The 19,249-nt window shown below is 41.1% G+C and carries 14 protein-coding genes and 4 tRNA genes; all 18 read right to left on the bottom strand.

Translation table 11 applies throughout. From position 1 onward, the window contains the following. Positions 1–11 precede the first annotated feature (11 nt). A complete protein-coding gene (fusA, locus tag WJR50_RS17055; RefSeq protein WP_341294515.1) occupies positions 12–2,150 on the bottom strand; it encodes an elongation factor G in 2,139 nt (712 codons plus the stop codon). Between the two features lie 3 nt (positions 2,151–2,153). Further along, complete coding sequence (rpsG, locus tag WJR50_RS17050; RefSeq protein WP_341294514.1) at positions 2,154–2,621, bottom strand: 30S ribosomal protein S7; 468 nt, start codon at positions 2,619–2,621, stop codon at positions 2,154–2,156. A 6-nt stretch (positions 2,622–2,627) separates the two neighbouring features. After that, positions 2,628–3,002, bottom strand: a complete 375-nt coding sequence (gene rpsL / locus WJR50_RS17045) for a 30S ribosomal protein S12 (RefSeq protein ID WP_277477503.1) — start codon at positions 3,000–3,002, stop codon at positions 2,628–2,630. 94 nt (positions 3,003–3,096) lie between these two features. Then, the gene (locus tag WJR50_RS17040) at positions 3,097–3,432 is read right to left on the bottom strand and encodes a DUF3467 domain-containing protein (protein WP_341294513.1); all 336 of its coding nucleotides are present in this window, start codon (positions 3,430–3,432) and stop codon (positions 3,097–3,099) included. 3 nt (positions 3,433–3,435) lie between these two features. After that, positions 3,436–7,770, bottom strand: a complete 4,335-nt coding sequence (rpoC, locus tag WJR50_RS17035) for a DNA-directed RNA polymerase subunit beta' (protein WP_341294512.1) — start codon at positions 7,768–7,770, stop codon at positions 3,436–3,438. 64 nt (positions 7,771–7,834) lie between these two features. Further along, on the bottom strand, positions 7,835–11,710 hold the full coding sequence (gene rpoB, locus WJR50_RS17030) for a DNA-directed RNA polymerase subunit beta (protein WP_341294511.1): 3,876 nt from the start codon (positions 11,708–11,710) through the stop codon (positions 7,835–7,837). A 174-nt stretch (positions 11,711–11,884) separates the two neighbouring features. Further along, the gene (rplL, locus tag WJR50_RS17025; protein ID WP_341294510.1) at positions 11,885–12,262 is read right to left on the bottom strand and encodes a 50S ribosomal protein L7/L12; all 378 of its coding nucleotides are present in this window, start codon (positions 12,260–12,262) and stop codon (positions 11,885–11,887) included. A 46-nt stretch (positions 12,263–12,308) separates the two neighbouring features. Then, positions 12,309–12,839 (bottom strand): 50S ribosomal protein L10, encoded by a 531-nt coding sequence (gene rplJ / locus WJR50_RS17020; RefSeq protein WP_341294509.1) that lies wholly within the window; start codon positions 12,837–12,839, stop codon positions 12,309–12,311. A gap of 2 nt (positions 12,840–12,841) precedes the next feature. Continuing rightward, positions 12,842–13,540: a 50S ribosomal protein L1 gene (rplA, locus tag WJR50_RS17015; RefSeq protein ID WP_341294508.1), complete on the bottom strand. Its 699-nt coding sequence runs from the start codon at positions 13,538–13,540 to the stop codon at positions 12,842–12,844. Between the two features lie 12 nt (positions 13,541–13,552). Then, the gene (gene rplK / locus WJR50_RS17010) at positions 13,553–13,996 is read right to left on the bottom strand and encodes a 50S ribosomal protein L11 (protein WP_341294507.1); all 444 of its coding nucleotides are present in this window, start codon (positions 13,994–13,996) and stop codon (positions 13,553–13,555) included. Further along, on the bottom strand, positions 13,989–14,564 hold the full coding sequence (gene nusG, locus WJR50_RS17005) for a transcription termination/antitermination protein NusG (protein ID WP_341294506.1): 576 nt from the start codon (positions 14,562–14,564) through the stop codon (positions 13,989–13,991). Before nusG ends, rplK begins: the two co-directional genes overlap by 8 nt. A gap of 2 nt (positions 14,565–14,566) precedes the next feature. Beyond that, positions 14,567–14,758: a preprotein translocase subunit SecE gene (gene secE, locus WJR50_RS17000; RefSeq protein ID WP_341294505.1), complete on the bottom strand. Its 192-nt coding sequence runs from the start codon at positions 14,756–14,758 to the stop codon at positions 14,567–14,569. 18 nt (positions 14,759–14,776) lie between these two features. Then, positions 14,777–14,849 (bottom strand) — tRNA-Trp (locus WJR50_RS16995). Between the two features lie 71 nt (positions 14,850–14,920). Beyond that, positions 14,921–16,108: an elongation factor Tu gene (tuf, locus tag WJR50_RS16990; protein WP_341294504.1), complete on the bottom strand. Its 1,188-nt coding sequence runs from the start codon at positions 16,106–16,108 to the stop codon at positions 14,921–14,923. Between the two features lie 64 nt (positions 16,109–16,172). Then, a tRNA-Thr gene (locus tag WJR50_RS16985) sits at positions 16,173–16,244 on the bottom strand. 29 nt (positions 16,245–16,273) lie between these two features. Further along, positions 16,274–16,346, bottom strand: a tRNA-Gly gene (locus WJR50_RS16980). A 61-nt stretch (positions 16,347–16,407) separates the two neighbouring features. Beyond that, positions 16,408–16,490, bottom strand: a tRNA-Tyr gene (locus tag WJR50_RS16975). A gap of 136 nt (positions 16,491–16,626) precedes the next feature. Further along, positions 16,627–19,188: a M1 family aminopeptidase gene (locus WJR50_RS16970; protein WP_341294503.1), complete on the bottom strand. Its 2,562-nt coding sequence runs from the start codon at positions 19,186–19,188 to the stop codon at positions 16,627–16,629. Positions 19,189–19,249 lie beyond the last annotated feature (61 nt).

The raw sequence follows: 19,249 nt of genomic DNA, 5'->3' as shown, positions 1-19,249 counted from the left end.
CAGAATAGTTTCTAACTTTTTACTGCTTCACCGTTTGCTTTCGCTATGATTGTTTCTGCTATATTAGTAGGCACAGGATCATAGTGAGAGAAAGTAAGACTTGCTACTGCTCTTCCTGATGAGATAGTTCTTAAATCAGTAATGTATCCAAAAAGTTCAGATAAAGGCACATCTGCTTTTAAGATCTGACCTCCTCCTTTAGAATCCATACCTTTCATGAGACCTCTTCTTTTGTTAAGGTCACCAGTCACAGGTCCGGTATACTCTTCTGGACATACTACTTCTACTGCCATTATAGGTTCCAATAAGGTTGGCTTAGCTTTTTTAGCAGCCACTTTATATCCTAACCTTGCAGCCATCTCAAAGGACAATGAATCTGAGTCTACATCGTGAAATGATCCATCGTACAGTTTCACTCTCATTGACTCAATTGGATAGCCAGCCAAAGGACCATTTGCCATAGCAGATTCAAATCCTTTCTGAACTGCAGGAATAAATTCTTTAGGAATTTTACCTCCTACAATTGCATTTTCAAATTCAAGCCCAGGCTTCTCATCCTCTCTAGGTCCGATTTCAAATACGATATCAGCAAACTTACCTTTACCACCAGACTGCTTCTTATATACTTCTTTGTGGTCTACAGTAGCAGTAATGGCCTCTTTATAAGCTACCTGAGGAGCTCCCTGATTAATTTCAACTTTAAACTCTCTCTTTAGACGGTCAATGATGATATCAAGGTGAAGCTCTCCCATTCCTCTCAGGATAGTCTGACCAGTTTCATGATCAGTATTTACCTGTAGTGTAGGATCTTCTTCTACCAGTTTTGCCACTGCCATTCCCAGCTTATCCACATCTTCCTGAGACCTTGGCTCTATAGCATAGCCAATTACCGGCTCAGGGAAAGACATAGACTCAAGAACAATTTTATGCTTTTCGTCAGTAAGAGTATCTCCTGTTTTGATGTCCTTAAATCCAACACCAGCAGCTATGTCTCCAGCTTCTACTGCCTGAATCTGATTCTGCTTATTCGCATGCATTTGTAGAAGTCGTGATATACGCTCTTTCTTATCAGTTCTCATATTATGGATATAAGAACCAGCGTCAAGCTTACCTGAGTATACACGGAAGAAAGCTAAACGACCCACATAAGGATCAGTCGCAATCTTGAAAGCCAATGCTGAGAAAGGCTCATCCGGATCAGGCTTACGAGTTATTTTTTTCTCTTCATCATCAGGATCATGTCCAATTACCGGAGGCATATCCAATGGAGAAGGCAAATATTCACAAACTGCGTCTAGCAGTGCCTGAACTCCTTTATTTTTGAATGCTGAACCACACAACACTGGAGAGAATGACATATCAATCACAGCTTTACGTACAGCTTCCATGATCTCATCTACCGAAATAGAATCAGGGTCATCAAAGAATTTTTCCAGCAGAGTGTCATCATATTCAGCAACCGCCTCAATTAAATTCTGACGCCATTCGTTCGCAGTTTCCTGTAAGTCTTCTGGTATGTCCATATATTTGTATGTCATACCAAAATTTTCTTCATCCCAGATGATTGCTTTATTTACTATCAGGTCAATTACACCTTTAAAAGTATCTTCAGCTCCAATAGGAATCTGCAAAGGCACTGGCTTTGCCTTAAGCTTATCTTGAATTTCTTTGACTACATTGAAGAAGTCAGCACCTGCACGGTCCATTTTGTTTACAAAACAGATCCTAGGCACTCTGTACTTATCTGCCTGTCTCCAAACCGTTTCCGACTGTGGTTCAACTCCAGATACAGCACAGAATAATGCTATAGCTCCGTCCAATACACGCAATGAACGCTCTACCTCTACGGTAAAGTCAACGTGACCGGGAGTATCTATTATATTTACTCTATAATCTTTGGTTTCATCTACTGGCTGGCCTTGCTCGGTAGGATATTTCCAGAAAGTAGTAGTTGCAGCTGAGGTAATAGTAATACCTCGCTCCTGCTCCTGCTCCATCCAGTCCATCGTAGCTGCACCTTCATGCACCTCACCAATCTTGTGAGTCAATCCGGTGTAAAACAAGATACGCTCAGTAGTTGTCGTTTTTCCGGCATCAATGTGCGCCATGATGCCTATATTACGTAAAAATCGTAAGTCTCTCTTTGCCATTTCTTAAAACTTAAAGTGTGAGAACGCTTTATTTGCTTCTGCCATTCTGTGAGTATCATCTTTTTTCTTCACAGCTGCACCTTCACCTTTGGATGCTGCCACAATCTCACCAGCCAATCTTTGAGCCATAGTTTTTTCACCACGTAATCTTGCGTAGCGAATCATCCATTTGATACCCAAAGAGACTTTCCTTGAAGGACGTACTTCCAGAGGAACCTGAAAAGTAGCACCACCAACCCTTCTACTCTTTACTTCTACAGATGGCGTAATATTACTTAGTGCTTTCTTCCAAACCTCTAATCCGTTCTCATTAGTTCGCTCTTCTACAATTTTTATTGCATCGTAGAAAATAGTATATGCCACACTCTTCTTACCATCTACCATCAGATAGTTTACAAAGCGGGTTACCTGTGTATCTTTAAATTTAGGATCAGGTAATACATACCTCTTCTTAGGTTTTGTCTTCCTCATAGCGGATTATTTTTTCGGTCTTTTTGCTCCATACTTAGATCTTGCCTGCAGCCTACCGTTTACTCCGGCGGTATCCAGAGCCCCTCTAATGATGTGATATCTTACCCCTGGTAAGTCTTTTACCCTTCCACCACGGATCAATACAATAGAGTGCTCCTGAAGGTTGTGACCTTCACCAGGAATATAAGCATTCACCTCTCTCCCGTTGGTAAGCCTTACCCTGGCTACTTTTCGCATAGCCGAGTTAGGTTTCTTAGGAGTAGTAGTATATACTCTTGTACATACACCACGTCTCTGAGGACAAGCATCCAGCGCAGGAGACTTTGACTTGGAAGTCAATTTTTTCCTTCCTTTCCTTACTAATTGCTGTATAGTGGGCATTAATTTCTTACGTTTACGTACTGCTTTTGCAAATTAAGGTGCAAAGTTACGGATAATGTTAATGTAAAACAAATTGAATTCTTTGATTTTGAGATTAAGCTTCACCAACCGTCCCCCCAAAATTTATGGGAAACTTAGGGGCATCGTTGTTTTGCTTAACAGGACCAAAAGCTTCCTCAAATTTGTCAATATTATCTTTGAGGGCTAATAGTAATCTCTTAGCATGCTCAGGCGTAACGATAATTCTTGACTTCACCTTTGCCTTGGGAGTACCCGGCATCAACCGGATGAAGTCAATCACAAATTCGCTATTTGAATGAGCTATGGTAGCCAGATTAGCATACTCCCCTTCAGCCATTTCTTCTGAAAGCTCAATGCTAATCTGGTTACGCTTATTGGTGCTTTTTTCTTCTTTGTGTTCTTCAGCCATGGATTAACTGTTAGTTTCCATTGTGCTTACATTCTCTTCTTTTCTTCCTTCACGAGAAGATTTAAGTTGTTCATACTCTTCTTTAGAGTGAACAATGATTTTATTGTAGTCGCGAATACCAGTACCTGCAGGAATAGGATGTCCAACAATAATGTTTTCTTTCAATCCTTTCAGTTCGTCTCGCTTTCCACGGATTGAAGCTTCGCTGAGCACCTTCGTAGTTTCCTGGAAAGATGCTGCTGACAAGAAGCTTTCCGTTCCTAATGATGACTGCGTAATACCCTGAAGTGTAGGCTTTGCCAACGCGGGCTCAGCATCTCTCACCTGAACTGTCTTTTTATCCTGACGCTTCAGTGATGAGTTTTCATCTCTCAACTGGCGTTGGGTAATAATCATTCCCGGCTTCAGTTTTGTAGAATCACCCACATCCAGTACCACCTTCTTATCAAGAATAGAGTCATTTTCTTCGCGGAAGCTAAATTTATCTACTACTTGTCTTCTTAGGAAACTGGTATCACCTTCATCTTCTATTTCTACCTTCTGCATCATCTGGCTTACGATCACTTCAATATGCTTGTCATTGATCTTAACCCCTTGCAGGCGATATACTTCCTGAATCTCATCTACCAAATATTCCTGTACAGCTGTCGGTCCTTTGATTGATAAGATGTCAGCAGGAGTGATTGCTCCATCAGAAAGTGCCATACCGGCTTTCACGTAGTCATTATCTTGTACCAGGATGTGTTTAGAAAGAGGCACAAGGTATCTCTTCTTCACTCCATCTTTAGACTCAATAAATATCTCACGATTACCTCTTTTCACACCGCCATAAGTTACTGCCCCGTTAATGGCACTAACTACAGCAGGGTTAGAAGGATTACGTGCTTCAAAAAGTTCAGTTACTCTAGGAAGACCACCAGTAATATCTCTTGACTTACTCATCATACGAGGAATCTTCACTAAAACCTGACCCGCTCTTACAGAGTCACCTTTATCTACCGCCAAGTGAGCTCCTACCGGAATATTGTAAGCTTTAGGCTCATCAAGTTCTGACTTCTTAGTAGGATTGATAAGTATTGCCGGGTTTTTGGTTTTGTCCTTCGTTTCAGTAATTACTTTCTCTCTGTGTCCGGTATGCTCATCAAACTCTTCTTTATAAGTGATACCTTGCTCAATAGACTCAAAATCTACTGTGCCTTCATACTCTGAAAGTATTACTGCGTTGTAGGGATCCCAATTACAAAGCTCCTGACCTTTTTTCACTTTCTCGCCATCTTTTACCTTAAGGAATGAACCGTAAGGTACGTTATTGCTGGAGAAAACTTTTCCGCTCTTTTCGTCTACGATTTTGATCTCGCCGGACCTACCCATCACCACTGTTTTTTCTTCACCTTCCTCATCAGTGGTTTTTAGGTATTTGATCTCTTCGTACTCAACGATACCATCAAATTTTGACTTGATCATTGCATCTACTGCAATATTTGAAGCCGTACCACCTACGTGGAATGTTCTTAGGGTAAGCTGAGTACCTGGCTCTCCGATAGATTGCGCTGCAATTACTCCGACTGCTTCCCCTATCTGTACCATCTGTCCGGATGCCAGGTTTCTACCATAACATTTAGAGCAGATACCATGACGGGTTTCGCAGGTCAATGGTGAGCGAATCTCCATTTCATCTATACCACTATTATCAATGCGTTGGGCAATTTCTTCCGTGATTTCATCACCGGATTTAACCAACAGCTCATTGGTAACAGGGTCAAATTCATCGTTAACCGATACACGACCAAGAATTCTCTCTGATAGTGGCTCAACAATTTCTTCATTGTCTTTCAAAGCAGCCACGCGAAGTCCTCTAACCGTACCACAGTCAAAGTCACGAATCACTACATCTTGCGCAACATCTACCAGACGACGGGTCAGGTAACCTGCATCTGCTGTTTTCAATGCAGTATCAGCCAGACCTTTACGAGCACCGTGTGTAGAAATAAAGTACTCAATTACATCCAGGCCTTCTTTAAAGTTGGAGAGAATAGGGTTTTCAATAATTTCACCTACTGATCCCTGAAGGTTTTTCTGAGGCTTAGCCATTAGTCCTCTCATTCCTCCTAACTGTCTGATCTGCTCACGAGAACCTCTCGCTCCTGAGTGCATCATCATATAGATGGAGTTAAAGCCCTGACGGTCTTCTTCCATCTGCTTCATCAATGCGCCAGTGATCTGAGAGTTTACTCTCGTCCAGATATCAATTACCTGATTATATCTTTCATTATCGGTAATCAATCCCATGAAGTAGTTATTCTTCACAGCATCTACTTCGTTCTTAGCTTGCTCTACAAGATTATCTTTTTGCTCTGGTACTACAATATCGTCCAATCCAAATGACAGACCACCTTTGTATGCAGACTGGAAACCGAGCTCTTTAATATCATCTAAGAATTTTGCTGCTCTGGATACACCCGCGATCTTAAATACTTTAGCGATAATCTGCTGAAGCTTTTTCTTTGTTAATAGCTCATTAACATAGCCCACTTCTTCAGGTATCAGCTGATTAAAAATCACACGACCAGCAACAGTGTCTACAATCTGCTCGCTTAATTCGCCAGTCTCTTCATCTCTAACTTTCACTTTTACCTTAATGTGAGCGTGTTTAGAGATACGTTTCTCATTGATTGAAATGATTACTTCCTCAGGAGAGTAGAAAGTCATTCCTTCTCCTTCTACAGGAAGTTCATCAGTGCTCTTTCTTCCTTTAGTCACATAATAAAGACCCAATACCATGTCTTGTGAAGGTACGGTAATAGGCGCCCCATTCGCAGGGTTCATAATATTGTGAGAAGAAAGCATCAACATAGAAGCTTCCAGAATAGCTTCATGTCCCAGAGGAACGTGTACCGCCATCTGGTCACCGTCAAAGTCAGCGTTAAAAGCTGTACATACCAGTGGATGTAGCTGAATTGCTTTACCTTCAATCAATTTGGGCTGGAATGCCTGAATACCCAAGCGGTGCAATGTAGGAGCACGGTTCAGCATCACTGGGTGTCCTTTCAATACGTTTTCCAGAATATCCCAAACTACAGGATCTTTGCGGTCTACAATTTTCTTTGCAGACTTCACAGTTTTGACAATACCCCGCTCAATCAGCTTACGAATGATAAACGGCTTGAATAGCTCAGCGGCCATATCTTTTGGCAGGCCGCACTCGTGCATTTTCAACTCCGGTCCTACTACAATTACGGAACGACCAGAATAGTCAACACGCTTACCTAACAGGTTCTGGCGGAAACGACCTTGCTTACCTTTAAGCATATCACTCAAAGATTTCAAAGCACGATTTCCATCAGAGCGTACCGCATTCACCTTACGTGAATTGTCAAATAACGAATCTACTGCTTCCTGAAGCATACGCTTCTCATTTCTAAGAATTACTTCAGGGGCTTTAATATCAATAAGACGCTTCAGACGATTGTTTCTGATGATTACTCTGCGATAGAGGTCATTCAAATCAGAAGTAGCAAATCTACCACCATCCAAAGGTACTAATGGACGCAATTCAGGTGGAATGACCGGCACCATTTTGATCACCATCCACTCAGGACGGTTTTCAATTCTGGTTTTAGCATCACGGAAAGATTCCACTACTTTCAGACGCTTCAATGCTTCTGCTTTACGCTGCTGAGAAGTATCTGTCTGCGCCTGGTGTCTCAGGCTGTAAGAAAGTTCATCCAGTTCAAGACGGGCCAAAAGCATCTCCAATGCCTCAGCTCCCATCTTGGCAATAAACTTATTAGGATCTGTATCGTCCAGTTTCTGGTTATCGGCTGGCAGTTTGTCGATGATATCCAGATACTCGTCTTCAGTTAAGAAATCTAAGTAGCTGATTCCATCTTCTGCTTTGATACCTGGCTGAACTACAGCATATCTTTCATAATAGATAATCTGATCCAGCTTCTTGGTTGGAAGCCCCAGCAGATAACCTATCTTATTTGGCAATGACCTGAAATACCAGATGTGAGCCACAGGTACCACAAGTTCAATGTGTCCCATCCTTTCACGGCGCACTTTTTTCTCAGTAACTTCAACCCCACATCTATCACAAATAATACCTTTATATCTAATTCTCTTGTATTTCCCGCAGTGGCACTCCCAGTCTTTTACAGGACCGAAGATACGCTCACAAAACAAACCTCCCATTTCAGGCTTATATGTCCTGTAATTAATGGTTTCAGGTTGTGTTACCTCACCATGAGAGCTCTCCAGTATTGACTCAGGTGAAGCCAAACTGATCGTCACATTGGAGAAATCGTTAGAGATTTTTCTATTTTTCTTGAATGCCATAGGTGAATGTTTATTTCATGAATGGAAGAAAGCCCATGCATTTTAGCATGGGGCATTCAATATTTTAGTCAAGTGTAATTTCAAGGGCCAAACCTCTGAGTTCATGTACAAGTACATTAAACGACTCAGGAATGTTCGGCTTAGGCAGGTTTTCACCCTTTACAATGGCTTCATAAGCCTTAGCTCTACCTACTACATCATCCGACTTGACAGTAAGGATTTCCTGGAGAACGTGAGAAGCTCCGAAAGCTTCCAATGCCCAAACCTCCATCTCACCAAAACGCTGTCCACCAAACTGCGCTTTACCACCAAGTGGCTGCTGTGTGATGAGAGAGTATGGTCCAATAGAACGCGCGTGCATTTTATCATCCACCAAGTGTCCGAGTTTTAACATATAAATAACACCGACAGTTACTTTCTGGTCAAATTTTTCACCAGACAAGCCATCGTACAATTCTGCCCGACCAAAATCAGGGAGTCCGGCATCTTTGAGTTCTTTGGCTACATCGTCAAGCGTAGCTCCATCAAAGATGGGGGTACTGTATTTTCTACCTAATCTTAGTCCTGCCCAGCCTAGTACAGTTTCATAAATCTGTCCCAGGTTCATACGAGAGGGCACACCCAGTGGGTTAAGTACGATATCTACCGGAGTACCGTCGGCCATAAACGGCATATCTTCTTCACGTACAATTTTGGCTACTACACCTTTATTCCCGTGCCGACCTGCCATTTTATCTCCTACTTTCAGCTTACGCTTCTTGGCAACGTATACTTTAGCCAATTGAACGATTCCCGCAGGAAGTTCATCACCGACTTCCAAAGTAAAACGTTCACGTTTGAAGTGAGCCGTAAGCTCATTGCGCGTCTGATTGTAATTTTTAACCATCTCAAACACCAGATGATTTACATGCTCATCTTCGGTCCAGCTTTCAATGATCAAGTCCGAAATCAGGTTCGCTTCTTCAGGAACGTTATAGTTGCTTTCGTCTCTATATATGTTCTTTTCAGGGAATAGGTTGTTCTCAATATTCGCTCTAGAGAACTTCATTCCTTTGGAAATGATTTCATCTCCAAACTTATGTTTTACACCCTGAGAAGATTTACCTTCTAACAGACCTACCAGTTTATTGATCATGGTAGCTCTCAGGCCTAAAAGGTCTTTCTTATATTTCACCTTTAGGTTTTCAACCTCTTTCTTAGATTTTGCACGAAGTTCCTTATCCTTCTTAGGGCGAGAGAAAAGTTTGGTATCAATCACCACACCGCGCAGTGAAGGAGAAGCTTTCAATGAAGCATCTTTTACATCACCTGCTTTATCACCAAAGATAGCTCTCAAGAGTTTTTCTTCAGGAGTAGGATCAGTTTCACCTTTAGGCGTGATTTTTCCAATTAGAATATCTCCTTCCTTTACATCTGCTCCTACGCGGATAATTCCGTTTTCATCAAGGTTCTTTACAGCCTCTTCGCTTACGTTTGGAATTTCAGAGGTCAATTCTTCTTCTCCTCTTTTGGTATCCCTTACCTCAAGTTCAAACTCTTCAATGTGAAGAGAAGTAAAGATATCATCTCTTACTACCTTTTCTGAAATAACGATAGCATCCTCAAAGTTATATCCCTGCCAGGGCATGAAGGCTACCATCATATTTCTACCCAGCGCCAACTCACCATTTTCAGTCGCATAACCTTCACACAGAGGCTGACCTTTTTTCACTCTCTCTCCTTTCAGCACAATTGGCTTCAAGTTTACGCAGGTATCCTGATTGGTTCTGCGGAACTTAGTAAGGTTATAGGTCTTCAGATCACCCTCAAAGCTAATCAAGCGCTGCTCATCGGTAAGGTCATAACGCATGACAATCTTCTTTCCATCTACATATTCAACTTCACCATCCTCTTCAGCCAATATTAGCGAACGAGAATCTAATGCTACTCTTGCTTCAAGGCCGGTTCCTACGATAGGAGCCTCAGGCTTCAGCAAAGGTACTGCCTGACGCTGCATATTTGATCCCATCAAAGCACGGTTAGCATCATCATGTTCCAGGAATGGGATCATTGAAGCCGCTACTGATACAATCTGGTTGGGCGCAACGTCCATATAAGAAACATTATTCGGCTCTACTACTGGGAAGTCACCTTCGTAACGAGCTTTTACAGTTTCATTTACAAATTTTCCATTTGTTTCTAATGGAGCATTTGCCTGGGCAATGTTATGGGTATCCTCTTCTTCAGCGGTCAAATAAAGTACGTCCCCACTCATATCCACTTTACCCTCTTCAACTTTACGGTAAGGAGTTTCAATGAATCCCATATGGTTCACTTTGGCATGTACACAAAGTGAAGAAATCAGGCCAATGTTCGGACCTTCAGGAGTTTCAATTGTACACAATCTGCCGTAATGAGTATAGTGTACGTCACGTACTTCAAAACCAGCTCTTTCACGTGATAAACCACCAGGTCCTAAGGCAGACATACGGCGCTTATGCGTAACTTCAGCCAATGGGTTAGTCTGATCCATAAACTGAGAAAGCTGGTTGGTACCAAAGAATGAGTTGATTACTGACGACAATGTACGGGCATTGATCAGATCAACAGGTTTGAAGTCTTCGTTGTCACGTACATTCATTCTTTCTTTGATGGTACGAGCCATACGCGCAAGACCTACACCAAACTGACTATAAAGCTGCTCTCCTACTGTTCTTACTCTTCTATTACTTAAGTGGTCAATGTCATCCACCACCGCACGAGAGTTGATCAAGCCAATAAGATATTTTACAATCTTAATGATGTCCTCAGTAGTCAAAACACGTACATCTGAATCTATTTCCAGATTCAGTTTTTTGTTAATTCTATAACGTCCTACTTCACCAAGATCGTAACGCTTATCACTGAAGAATAAACTCTGAATAATATCACGAGCTGTCTGCTCATCGGGAGCTTCAGTATTTCTAAGCTGACGATAAATCTGCTCAACTGCTTCTTTCTCAGAGTTAGAATTATCCTTCTGAAGGGTATTATATATAATAGAATAGTCAGTGATATTTACATCCTCTCTGTGCAGAATAATAGAGGCAGTACCTGACTCAAGTATAGTATCAATATCTTCCTCAGACAATACAGAGTCTCTTTCCAGAAGCACTTCATTTCTATCAATAGAAACTACTTCACCAGTATCTTCATCTACAAAGTCTTCCGTCCATGTTCTAAGCACACGGGCAGCTAGCTTTCTTCCAACATATTGTTTCAGACTCGCTTCCTCAGCTTTTACTTCTTCCGAAAGACCAAAAAGATCCAGTATATCCTTATCACTTCCATAACCAATAGCACGGAGCAGGGTAGTTACAGGAAACTTTTTCTTTCTATCAATGTAGGCATACATTACACCATTAACATCAGTAGCAAACTCTATCCAGGAACCTTTAAAAGGAATAATTCTGGCAGAATAAAGTTTGGTACCATTGGTATGCTTACTTTGAGCGAAGAATACACCCGGTGATCTATGTAATTGTGATACGATTACTCTTTCAGCACCATTGATGATGAAAGAGCCTTTCTCGGTCATATAAGGAATATTTCCTAAGAAAACTTCCTGTTCAATGGTCTCAAAATCTTCGTTATCCTCGTCATTACAAGAAAGGCGAAGCTTTGCTTTTAATGGAACAGAGAAGGTCAATCCTCTATCAATACTCTCATCAACAGAATATTTGGGAGGGTCAATGACATAATCAATGAATTCCAGTACAAAGTTCTCGCGAGAATCTGAAATGGGGAAGTTCTCTGAGAATACTTTGAACAGCCCCTCATTACTTCTTCTTTCAGCGGGCGTCTCAATTTGCAGAAAATCCTTAAAAGACTTTACTTGAACATCCAAAAAATCAGGATAATCAAGTACAGTTTTAATGGAAGCAAAGTTGACGCGCTCAGTGGGTTTATATAAATTAGCCAAAGCCTTCTAGTTTTTTAAGGTTTTATTTGGAATAAAAAGGTAGTTTTCAAAAACTTGCAGGTGCTATCCTGAAAAGTGCAAGGAACCTTTAGACTTAAAAGTATATACAAACAGGAAAAGACCTGACTGAATGGCCAGGCCTAATTGCAAAGCAATCTAGTAATATTTCAATGATTACTTAAGTTCTACTTCTGCACCAGCTTCTTCAAGCTGCTTTTTTAGTCCTTCAGCCTCGTCTTTGCTTACACCTTCTTTAATTGGCTTAGGTGCACCGTCTACAAGTTCTTTTGCTTCTTTAAGACCTAAACCAGTTAATTCTTTAACAAGTTTCACAACTGCCAATTTAGAACCGCCGGGTGACTTCAACACTACGTCAAATGAAGTCTTTTCTTCCTCGGCAGCAGCCTCACCACCTCCACCTGCAACAGCAACAGGAGCAGCGGCTGCAGCTGGCTCAATGCCATATTCCTCTTTCAGGATGGTAGCAAGTTCGTTAACTTCTTTAACTGTAAGGTTAACCAGCTGTTCTGCGAAATCTTTCAAGTCTGCCATTTTAAAACGCTATTTAAATTGATTTGTTTACTACTTAATTAATATACTATCCTTCTCTTTCGGACAATGTCTTTACGATACCTGCCAGCTTATGCTTTCCACTTTGAAGTGCAGAAATAACATTGGTAGCAGGAGATTGTAATAAAGTGATAATTTCACCAATAAGTTCATCTTTAGACTTCAGTGAGCTTAGCATATCCAGATGCTGAGCTCCTATAAATAAATCAGTATCTATAGAAGCAGCTTTAAAAGCTGGCTTGGTAAACTCTTTGTCTCTCTTTTTATAATCCTTGATGATCTTGGCCGGAGCATTACCAACTTCAGCGAACATAATTCCTGAAGTACCTTTCAATGCTTCATCAAAAGGAGTGTAATCTGTATCTAGTTTCTCCAGCGCCTTTTTGATCAAAGTATTTTTTACAACTTTGTATTCAACACCTTTCTTAAAGCACATTTCACGAAAAGCATTTACCTCAGCTACGCTTAAGCCTCCGGTATCGGCTATATAGAAATGAGTGGTGTTTTTTAACTTTTCAGCTAATTCGTCTATCAGGACACCTTTTTCTTCTCTAGTCATGATTATAATCCAGCTATACTATTTTTATCAATTTGGATTCCTTTACTCATCGTACTAGACAAGTAAATTCCTTTAATATATGTTCCTTTGGTAGAAGCAGGTTTAAGTCTGCTTAGTGTCTGAATAACTTCATTAGCGTTTTCAGCAATTCTCTTAGCATCAAAAGAAGCTTTTCCAACACTAGTATGGATAATTCCGAATTTATCCACTTTAAAGTCAATCTTACCACCTTTAACTTCCTGTACAGCCTTACCGATATCCATAGTAACTGTACCAGCTTTAGGGTTAGGCATTAGTCCACGAGGACCTAATACTCTACCCAAACGCCCTACTTTAGCCATTACGGTAGGCATAGTGATGATGACATCTACATCTGTCCATCCGCCTTCAATCTTCTGGATGTAATCGTCAAGACCTACATAATCAGCGCCTGCTTCTTTAGCCTCTTCTTCCTTATCAGGAGTACAAAGGACTAGCACCTTTACTTCTTTACCAGTACCATGAGGTAAGGCTACTACACCTCTAACCATTTGGTCAGCTTTGCGAGGATCTACTCCAAGGTTAACATCTAAGTCTACAGAAGCATCAAAGCTTGTAGTGGTGATGTCTTTTACCATTGAGGATGCTTCTTCCAGAGAATACAACTTCGTAAAGTCGTATTTCTTCAATATATCTGCTTTCTTTTTAGATAACTTAGCCATTTGTCAGTTTTATTAATTATCCCAGGGAGCTTTACCTTTTACTGTGATACCCATGCTCTTTGCGGTACCCGCAACCATCTTCATGGCCGATTCAACTTTAAATGCATTAAGATCAGGCATTTTAGTTTCAGCTATTTCTTTAACCTGATCCCAGCTTACAGAACCAACTTTAGAACGGTTAGGCTCAGCAGACCCTTTCTTCTGCTTGGCAGCTTCTAACAGCATCACAGCTGCAGGGGGAGTTTTTACTACGAAATCAAAAGATTTGTCGGAGAATATGGTTACCACTACCGGCAACACCTGCCCCTGTTTGTCCTGAGTCCTTCCGTTAAATTGCTTGCAGAACTCCATGATGTTCAAGCCTTTACTACCAAGTGCCGGACCTACCGGAGGTGAGGGGTTAGCTTGTCCACCCCTAATTTGTAACTTTAAAAATCCAACTATTTGCTTAGCCATTGTTGCTACTATTATCTAATTTCTCTACTTGCATGTAATTAAGTTCCACCGGCGTATTTCTTCCGAAAATTTTGACCATCACTTTCAGTTTCTTTCTCTCTTCAAAAACCTCTTCAATATTACCAATAAATCCACTGAAAGGACCATCCATCACTTTCACCTCTTCGCCTACCATATAAGGGGTTTCCAGCTTAACTTCGTCCTCATCCGTATCCTCTACTTTACCCAAAATTCTATTGACCTCACTTGGACGTAGTGGTATAGGAGTTTTATCAGCTCCTTTTTCATTAGAGCCCAAAAAACCAATCACATTGGGGATGTTGGTGATAGTGTCATATACATTTGGTTTCTGCAAATCCGCAGAAATCATGATATAACCAGGAAAAAAGTTTCTCTCTCTCACTCTTTTCTTGCCATTTCTCATCTCCATCACTTTCTCTGAGGGGATAAGTACCTGAGGGATATGCTCCCCTAGATTGTTAATGGCAATTTCTTTCTCCAGGTACTCCTTTACTTTTCTTTCCTTTCCACTAACAGCTCTTACCACGTACCACTTGAAGTCACCCATATTTAAAACGCGTTATAAAACCAAGTCATCGTGTTTTCAAACCCCAAATCAATCACCCCAATTAGCAAGGCAAATATCAGAGAAGCGATCAACACCAAGACAGAGCTTCTTTGTAAAGACGAATAATTCGGCCATGTCACCTTATTCTTCATCTCATCATAGGAAGCTTTGACAAACTCAACTAAATTATTCATCTCTTTAGCAATTTATAGCACGGGCGGTAAGATTCGAACTCACGACCTACGGTTTTGGAGACCGTTGCTCTACCAGCTGAGCTACACCCGTATAAGTGTAAAGACTTGACTTTACAGAGTACTCCCTGGAAGCCAAGCCTTTACTGAATATATGTTATAGAATTACTCTATGATGTCAGTAACCTGACCTGCACCAACAGTTCTACCACCTTCACGAATCGCAAATCTTAAGCCTTTGTCCATTGCAATAGGACTGATAAGCTCAACAGAGATAGAAACGTTATCACCAGGCATAACCATCTCTACGTTTTCAGGAAGAGATATCTCTCCAGTAACGTCAGTAGTTCTGAAGTAGAACTGAGGACGGTATTTCTTAAAGAAAGGAGTATGACGACCACCTTCTTCTTTAGACAGCACATAAACCTCTGCCTTAAATTTGTGGTGAGGAGTTACAGTACCAGGCTTAGCGATAACCATTCCTCTTCTGATCTGCGCTTTTTCAATACCTCTTAGCAGAAGACCAACGTTATCACCTGCTTCTCCACGGTCAAGAATCTTACGGAACATCTCAACACCAGTGATTGTAGACTTAAGGTTTTCAGCTCCCATACCCATGATTTCAACAGGGTCACCAGAGTTGATCACACCACGCTCAATTCTACCAGTAGCAACAGTACCACGACCAGTAATAGAGAACACGTCTTCAACAGGCATCAAGAAATCCTTGTCAATCAGACGCTCAGGAAGAGGAATATGCTCATCAACAGCAGTCATCAATTCCATAATTTTCTCTACCCACTTGTCTTCACCATTCAGCGCACCCAAAGCAGAACCTTGGATTACAGGAATGTCATCACCAGGGAATTCGTAGAATGAAAGCAACTCTCTGATCTCCATCTCAACTAGCTCAAGTAGTTCAGGATCATCAACCAAGTCAACCTTATTCATGAAAACTACGATAGCAGGCACACCAACCTGACGAGCCAAAAGAATATGCTCTCTAGTTTGAGGCATAGGGCCGTCAGTAGCAGCTACCACTAAAATAGCTCCATCCATCTGCGCAGCACCAGTAACCATGTTTTTCACATAGTCAGCGTGACCTGGGCAGTCAACGTGAGCATAGTGACGGTTTTCTGTCTGATACTCTACGTGAGCAGTGTTGATTGTAATACCTCTTTCTTTTTCTTCAGGAGCATTATCAATCGTAGCAAAATCACGGAGGTCAGCAAGACCCTTGTCAGCAAGCACTTTTGTGATCGCTGCAGTTAATGTTGTTTTACCGTGATCGACGTGACCAATTGTACCAATGTTCAAGTGTGGTTTAGAACGGTCAAAGGTTGCTTTAGCCATTTTCTAAATAAGTTACAGTTTCAAATAAATTTAAGTCATAAAGGTAATGAACCCACAGCTTTTGAGCCAATGACGGGATTTGAACCCGTGACCTCGTCCTTACCAAGGAAGCGCTCTACCCCTGAGCTACATCGGCTTAAGCAATGCTCAAGCATTACAAGAGAGAGCGGGAGACGGGGGTCGAACCCGCGACCTACAGCTTGGAAGGCTGTCGCTCTACCAACTGAGCTACTCCCGCTTAAAGTTCAAACCAAACAGTTACTTTGAAAGAAAAATTCAAAATAACTATTAAAAACAAGTGGGGAGAGCAGGATTCGAACCTACGAAGTCGTAAGACAACAGATTTACAGTCTGCCCCAGTTGGCCGCTTTGGTATCTCCCCATGATGTGAAAAAACGATTAAAAACAGTTTTTTTAACGAATTTAAAACCCCTCTGTTTCTAATGGAAGTGCAAAAGTAAACGCTTTTTTGATTTATTCAAACTTCTGCTTTAAAAGAAACAAAAAAAATTCCCCTCCTATGGGATGCTTTCGTATAAAGAGCGTAAACGCTGGTCTTTTTCTCCTTCCTTGATATTTTGCCTCAATACCTGCACTTCCTCCTGATCATCAAAAAAACTTAAAGAACGATAAGCATTCAGCCTAATGTAATATTTAGGATGTTTCTCAGCATATTCTGCAAGTAACTCAATACCACTTTGCTGTTCTTCCGCTGGCAAATTTATTAAATATCTGGCAAAATAGTTAAGTAAGTAATATAAAGCTTCATCATTTATTTGTGTAAACTTCTCCGAAAACCATGAATATTTGTCCTGAATTTGATTTTCTACATAATAATCGGCTAGCGCTATCACTACGTTGAAATTAGAATACTTTTCATAGGGTTCAAAAACTGATGCTTTGTCATTTGCATTACTTAGCGTATAGGCAGCAATAGAGGAACCTACTACTGCATAAGAACTGTCCTGCATGCCCTGTTGGTAAACTGCCCTGTATTTATCTGCATCCAGTGCTGCTAATACGGATATAGCATCTGCTCTTACTAATGATTTCTTATCCTGTCCGGCCATTTTTAATACTTTGCTTATATCTTCAACATTCAAATACTGAGGAAATAATTCAAGGGTATTTAATGCCATTTGTCTGATCATCCAAAAATCATCCTCAAGTGCTTCTTTGTAGATATTGGCTGCCTTACTCCCCACACTATCCTGTGCCAAAGCTTCCAGTGCCTCCATCTTTCTTATTACGTTGGACGCATGCTGATACTGGTAGGTCCATTCCTGCGGGCTTTTATTGTGATCAACTTTCATGAGCAGGTCAGCCTGAGGGTCTAAGATTAGCAAATCGGGTCTCTGACTTAAATCAAAACTCCAGCTTTCTTCTGCTTGATCTATCATCAGGGGAAATATTTGAGGTTCATTATTTACCCAAACTTCCAATTCAAGAGGGAGAGTAAACAGAGGTGTTTTTTCAAAATTTTGAACCTGCTGTACGTTAAGTCTAAGCTTGCCGCTATCGTAAAGGTGCTTCACCTGAAGTTGGGGGTGCCCTGAAGACAAAAACCACTGATTGAAAAACCAATTAAGATCCTGTCCACTTACTTCTTCAAAAGCTAACCTTAAATCATGTACTTCTACTGATGTATAAGCATGCTCGTTCAGGTAATTGTGCAAGGCTGTAAAAAAAGCTTCATCTCCCAGAAAGGTTCTAAGCATATGTAAAATGCGGCTACCCTTATCATAGGAATGACGATCAAACATATCTTCCTGATCTTCATAACGATAACGTATAAGATCTACCTGTTTCTCCTCAGCTTCAGCAAAATAATTCTGCCCCTGTTCCCAAAGGGTGTACTCTCCTTCATCTTCACCATATTTATAGTTGCTCCACAAATACTCTGAATAAGTAGCAAAAGATTCGTTGAGAGGCAGGTTAGCCCAGGATTCACAGGTTACCAGGTCTCCGAACCAGTGATGGAAAAGCTCATGCGCAATTATGTCATCCCAATGGTAATCAATAAGTTCCCTATCATCTACCTGAAGGCTTTCCATAAATACCGAGGCAGTGGTATTTTCCATAGCTCCTGACACAAAATCTCTCACTACCACCTGACTATATTTTGGCCAGACATATTCAACCCCCAATAGTTCTGAAAAATACTCCATCATTTCGGGAGTCCGCCCAAAAATATCCCTGGCAAAAGGTTCATAAGCAGGCTCTACATAATAGCTTACTTTTATGTCTTGCCACTGATCTTCTGCTACTGCGAAATCACCAATGGCCATCATAAACAGATAAGGAGCGTGGGGCTGGTCCATTTTCCAATAATCTGTACGGGTATTGTCATCATTAAATTGTGATGATACCAACAGTCCGTTAGAAAGTGTCTTGAAGGTTGAATCTACAGTGATGAGCATTTCCTGGGTAGTACGTTCATTGGGTGCATCAATGGTAGGGAACCAGCAGGAGTTAGCCTGGGTCTCCCCCTGTGTCCATACTTGTGTCGGTTTTGGGCCAAGCTGAGTGGAATCAGTGCCGATAAAATACAGTCCCTTATCCTGGGTGATAGCCGTGCTTCCCTTTAGTTCAATCTCATCCGGTCTGGCGGTATAATAAATTTTTATGAAAAAATCTTCCTGACGGTTATAAGTACGATCTAATTGAATGGCGAGCTGATAACCATCATAGTCGTATTCAAGTGGGCTTTCCTGATCATCCTTCCATAGTACTAGCTTTTGTATTTCAAATCCTTTGGCATCCAGAAGCAGTCTTTCTTTAGGATAGAAATAAGGCCGTAGTTGTAGCGTAGCAATACCATCCAAAGTATGAGCTGCGATATTGGGTTCTACCTCAAGCCGGGTATGTAAAAGGTCAAACTCACGCGTATGAGAAGGCTGGTAGGGGTCAGCATCTTCCTGAATTTCATTTTCCAGGGGTGCAACATTATTATTTTGGATTGAGTCCTGCTGCACTGAATCCTGAGCCATAGGGCCATCTTTACGAGCCTCTAGCTGAGTAGACCTACAGGCAACATTTGACAATAATATGATAATCAAACAAGCACGAAGAAACTGCATGAAGTATGGATTAATTAGAATGAAATGTTATCTTAAACGCATAATCTAAACCTGACACAAC

The organism is Catalinimonas locisalis, assembly GCF_038039535.1.
Taxonomy (GTDB): Bacteria; Bacteroidota; Bacteroidia; order Cytophagales; family Cyclobacteriaceae; genus Catalinimonas.
The sequence above is the reverse complement of the archived record's forward strand: the minus strand, read 5'-3'. Positions and strand labels throughout refer to the sequence as shown.

What these genes read in the sequence shown, in the direction of transcription:
- fusA (WP_341294515.1), bottom strand. Translation starts at nt 2,150, where the DNA reads ATGGCAAAGAGAGACTTACGATTTTTACGTAATATAGGCATCATGGCG.
- rpsG (WP_341294514.1), bottom strand. Translation starts at nt 2,621, where the DNA reads ATGAGGAAGACAAAACCTAAGAAGAGGTATGTATTACCTGATCCTAAA.
- rpsL (WP_277477503.1), bottom strand. Translation starts at nt 3,002, where the DNA reads ATGCCCACTATACAGCAATTAGTAAGGAAAGGAAGGAAAAAATTGACT.
- WJR50_RS17040 (WP_341294513.1), bottom strand. Translation starts at nt 3,432, where the DNA reads ATGGCTGAAGAACACAAAGAAGAAAAAAGCACCAATAAGCGTAACCAG.
- rpoC (WP_341294512.1), bottom strand. Translation starts at nt 7,770, where the DNA reads ATGGCATTCAAGAAAAATAGAAAAATCTCTAACGATTTCTCCAATGTG.
- rplL (WP_341294510.1), bottom strand. Translation starts at nt 12,262, where the DNA reads ATGGCAGACTTGAAAGATTTCGCAGAACAGCTGGTTAACCTTACAGTT.
- rplJ (WP_341294509.1), bottom strand. Translation starts at nt 12,839, where the DNA reads ATGACTAGAGAAGAAAAAGGTGTCCTGATAGACGAATTAGCTGAAAAG.
- rplA (WP_341294508.1), bottom strand. Translation starts at nt 13,540, where the DNA reads ATGGCTAAGTTATCTAAAAAGAAAGCAGATATATTGAAGAAATACGAC.
- rplK (WP_341294507.1), bottom strand. Translation starts at nt 13,996, where the DNA reads ATGGCTAAGCAAATAGTTGGATTTTTAAAGTTACAAATTAGGGGTGGA.
- nusG (WP_341294506.1), bottom strand. Translation starts at nt 14,564, where the DNA reads ATGGGTGACTTCAAGTGGTACGTGGTAAGAGCTGTTAGTGGAAAGGAA.
- secE (WP_341294505.1), bottom strand. Translation starts at nt 14,758, where the DNA reads ATGAATAATTTAGTTGAGTTTGTCAAAGCTTCCTATGATGAGATGAAG.
- tuf (WP_341294504.1), bottom strand. Translation starts at nt 16,108, where the DNA reads ATGGCTAAAGCAACCTTTGACCGTTCTAAACCACACTTGAACATTGGT.
- WJR50_RS16970 (WP_341294503.1), bottom strand. Translation starts at nt 19,188, where the DNA reads ATGCAGTTTCTTCGTGCTTGTTTGATTATCATATTATTGTCAAATGTT.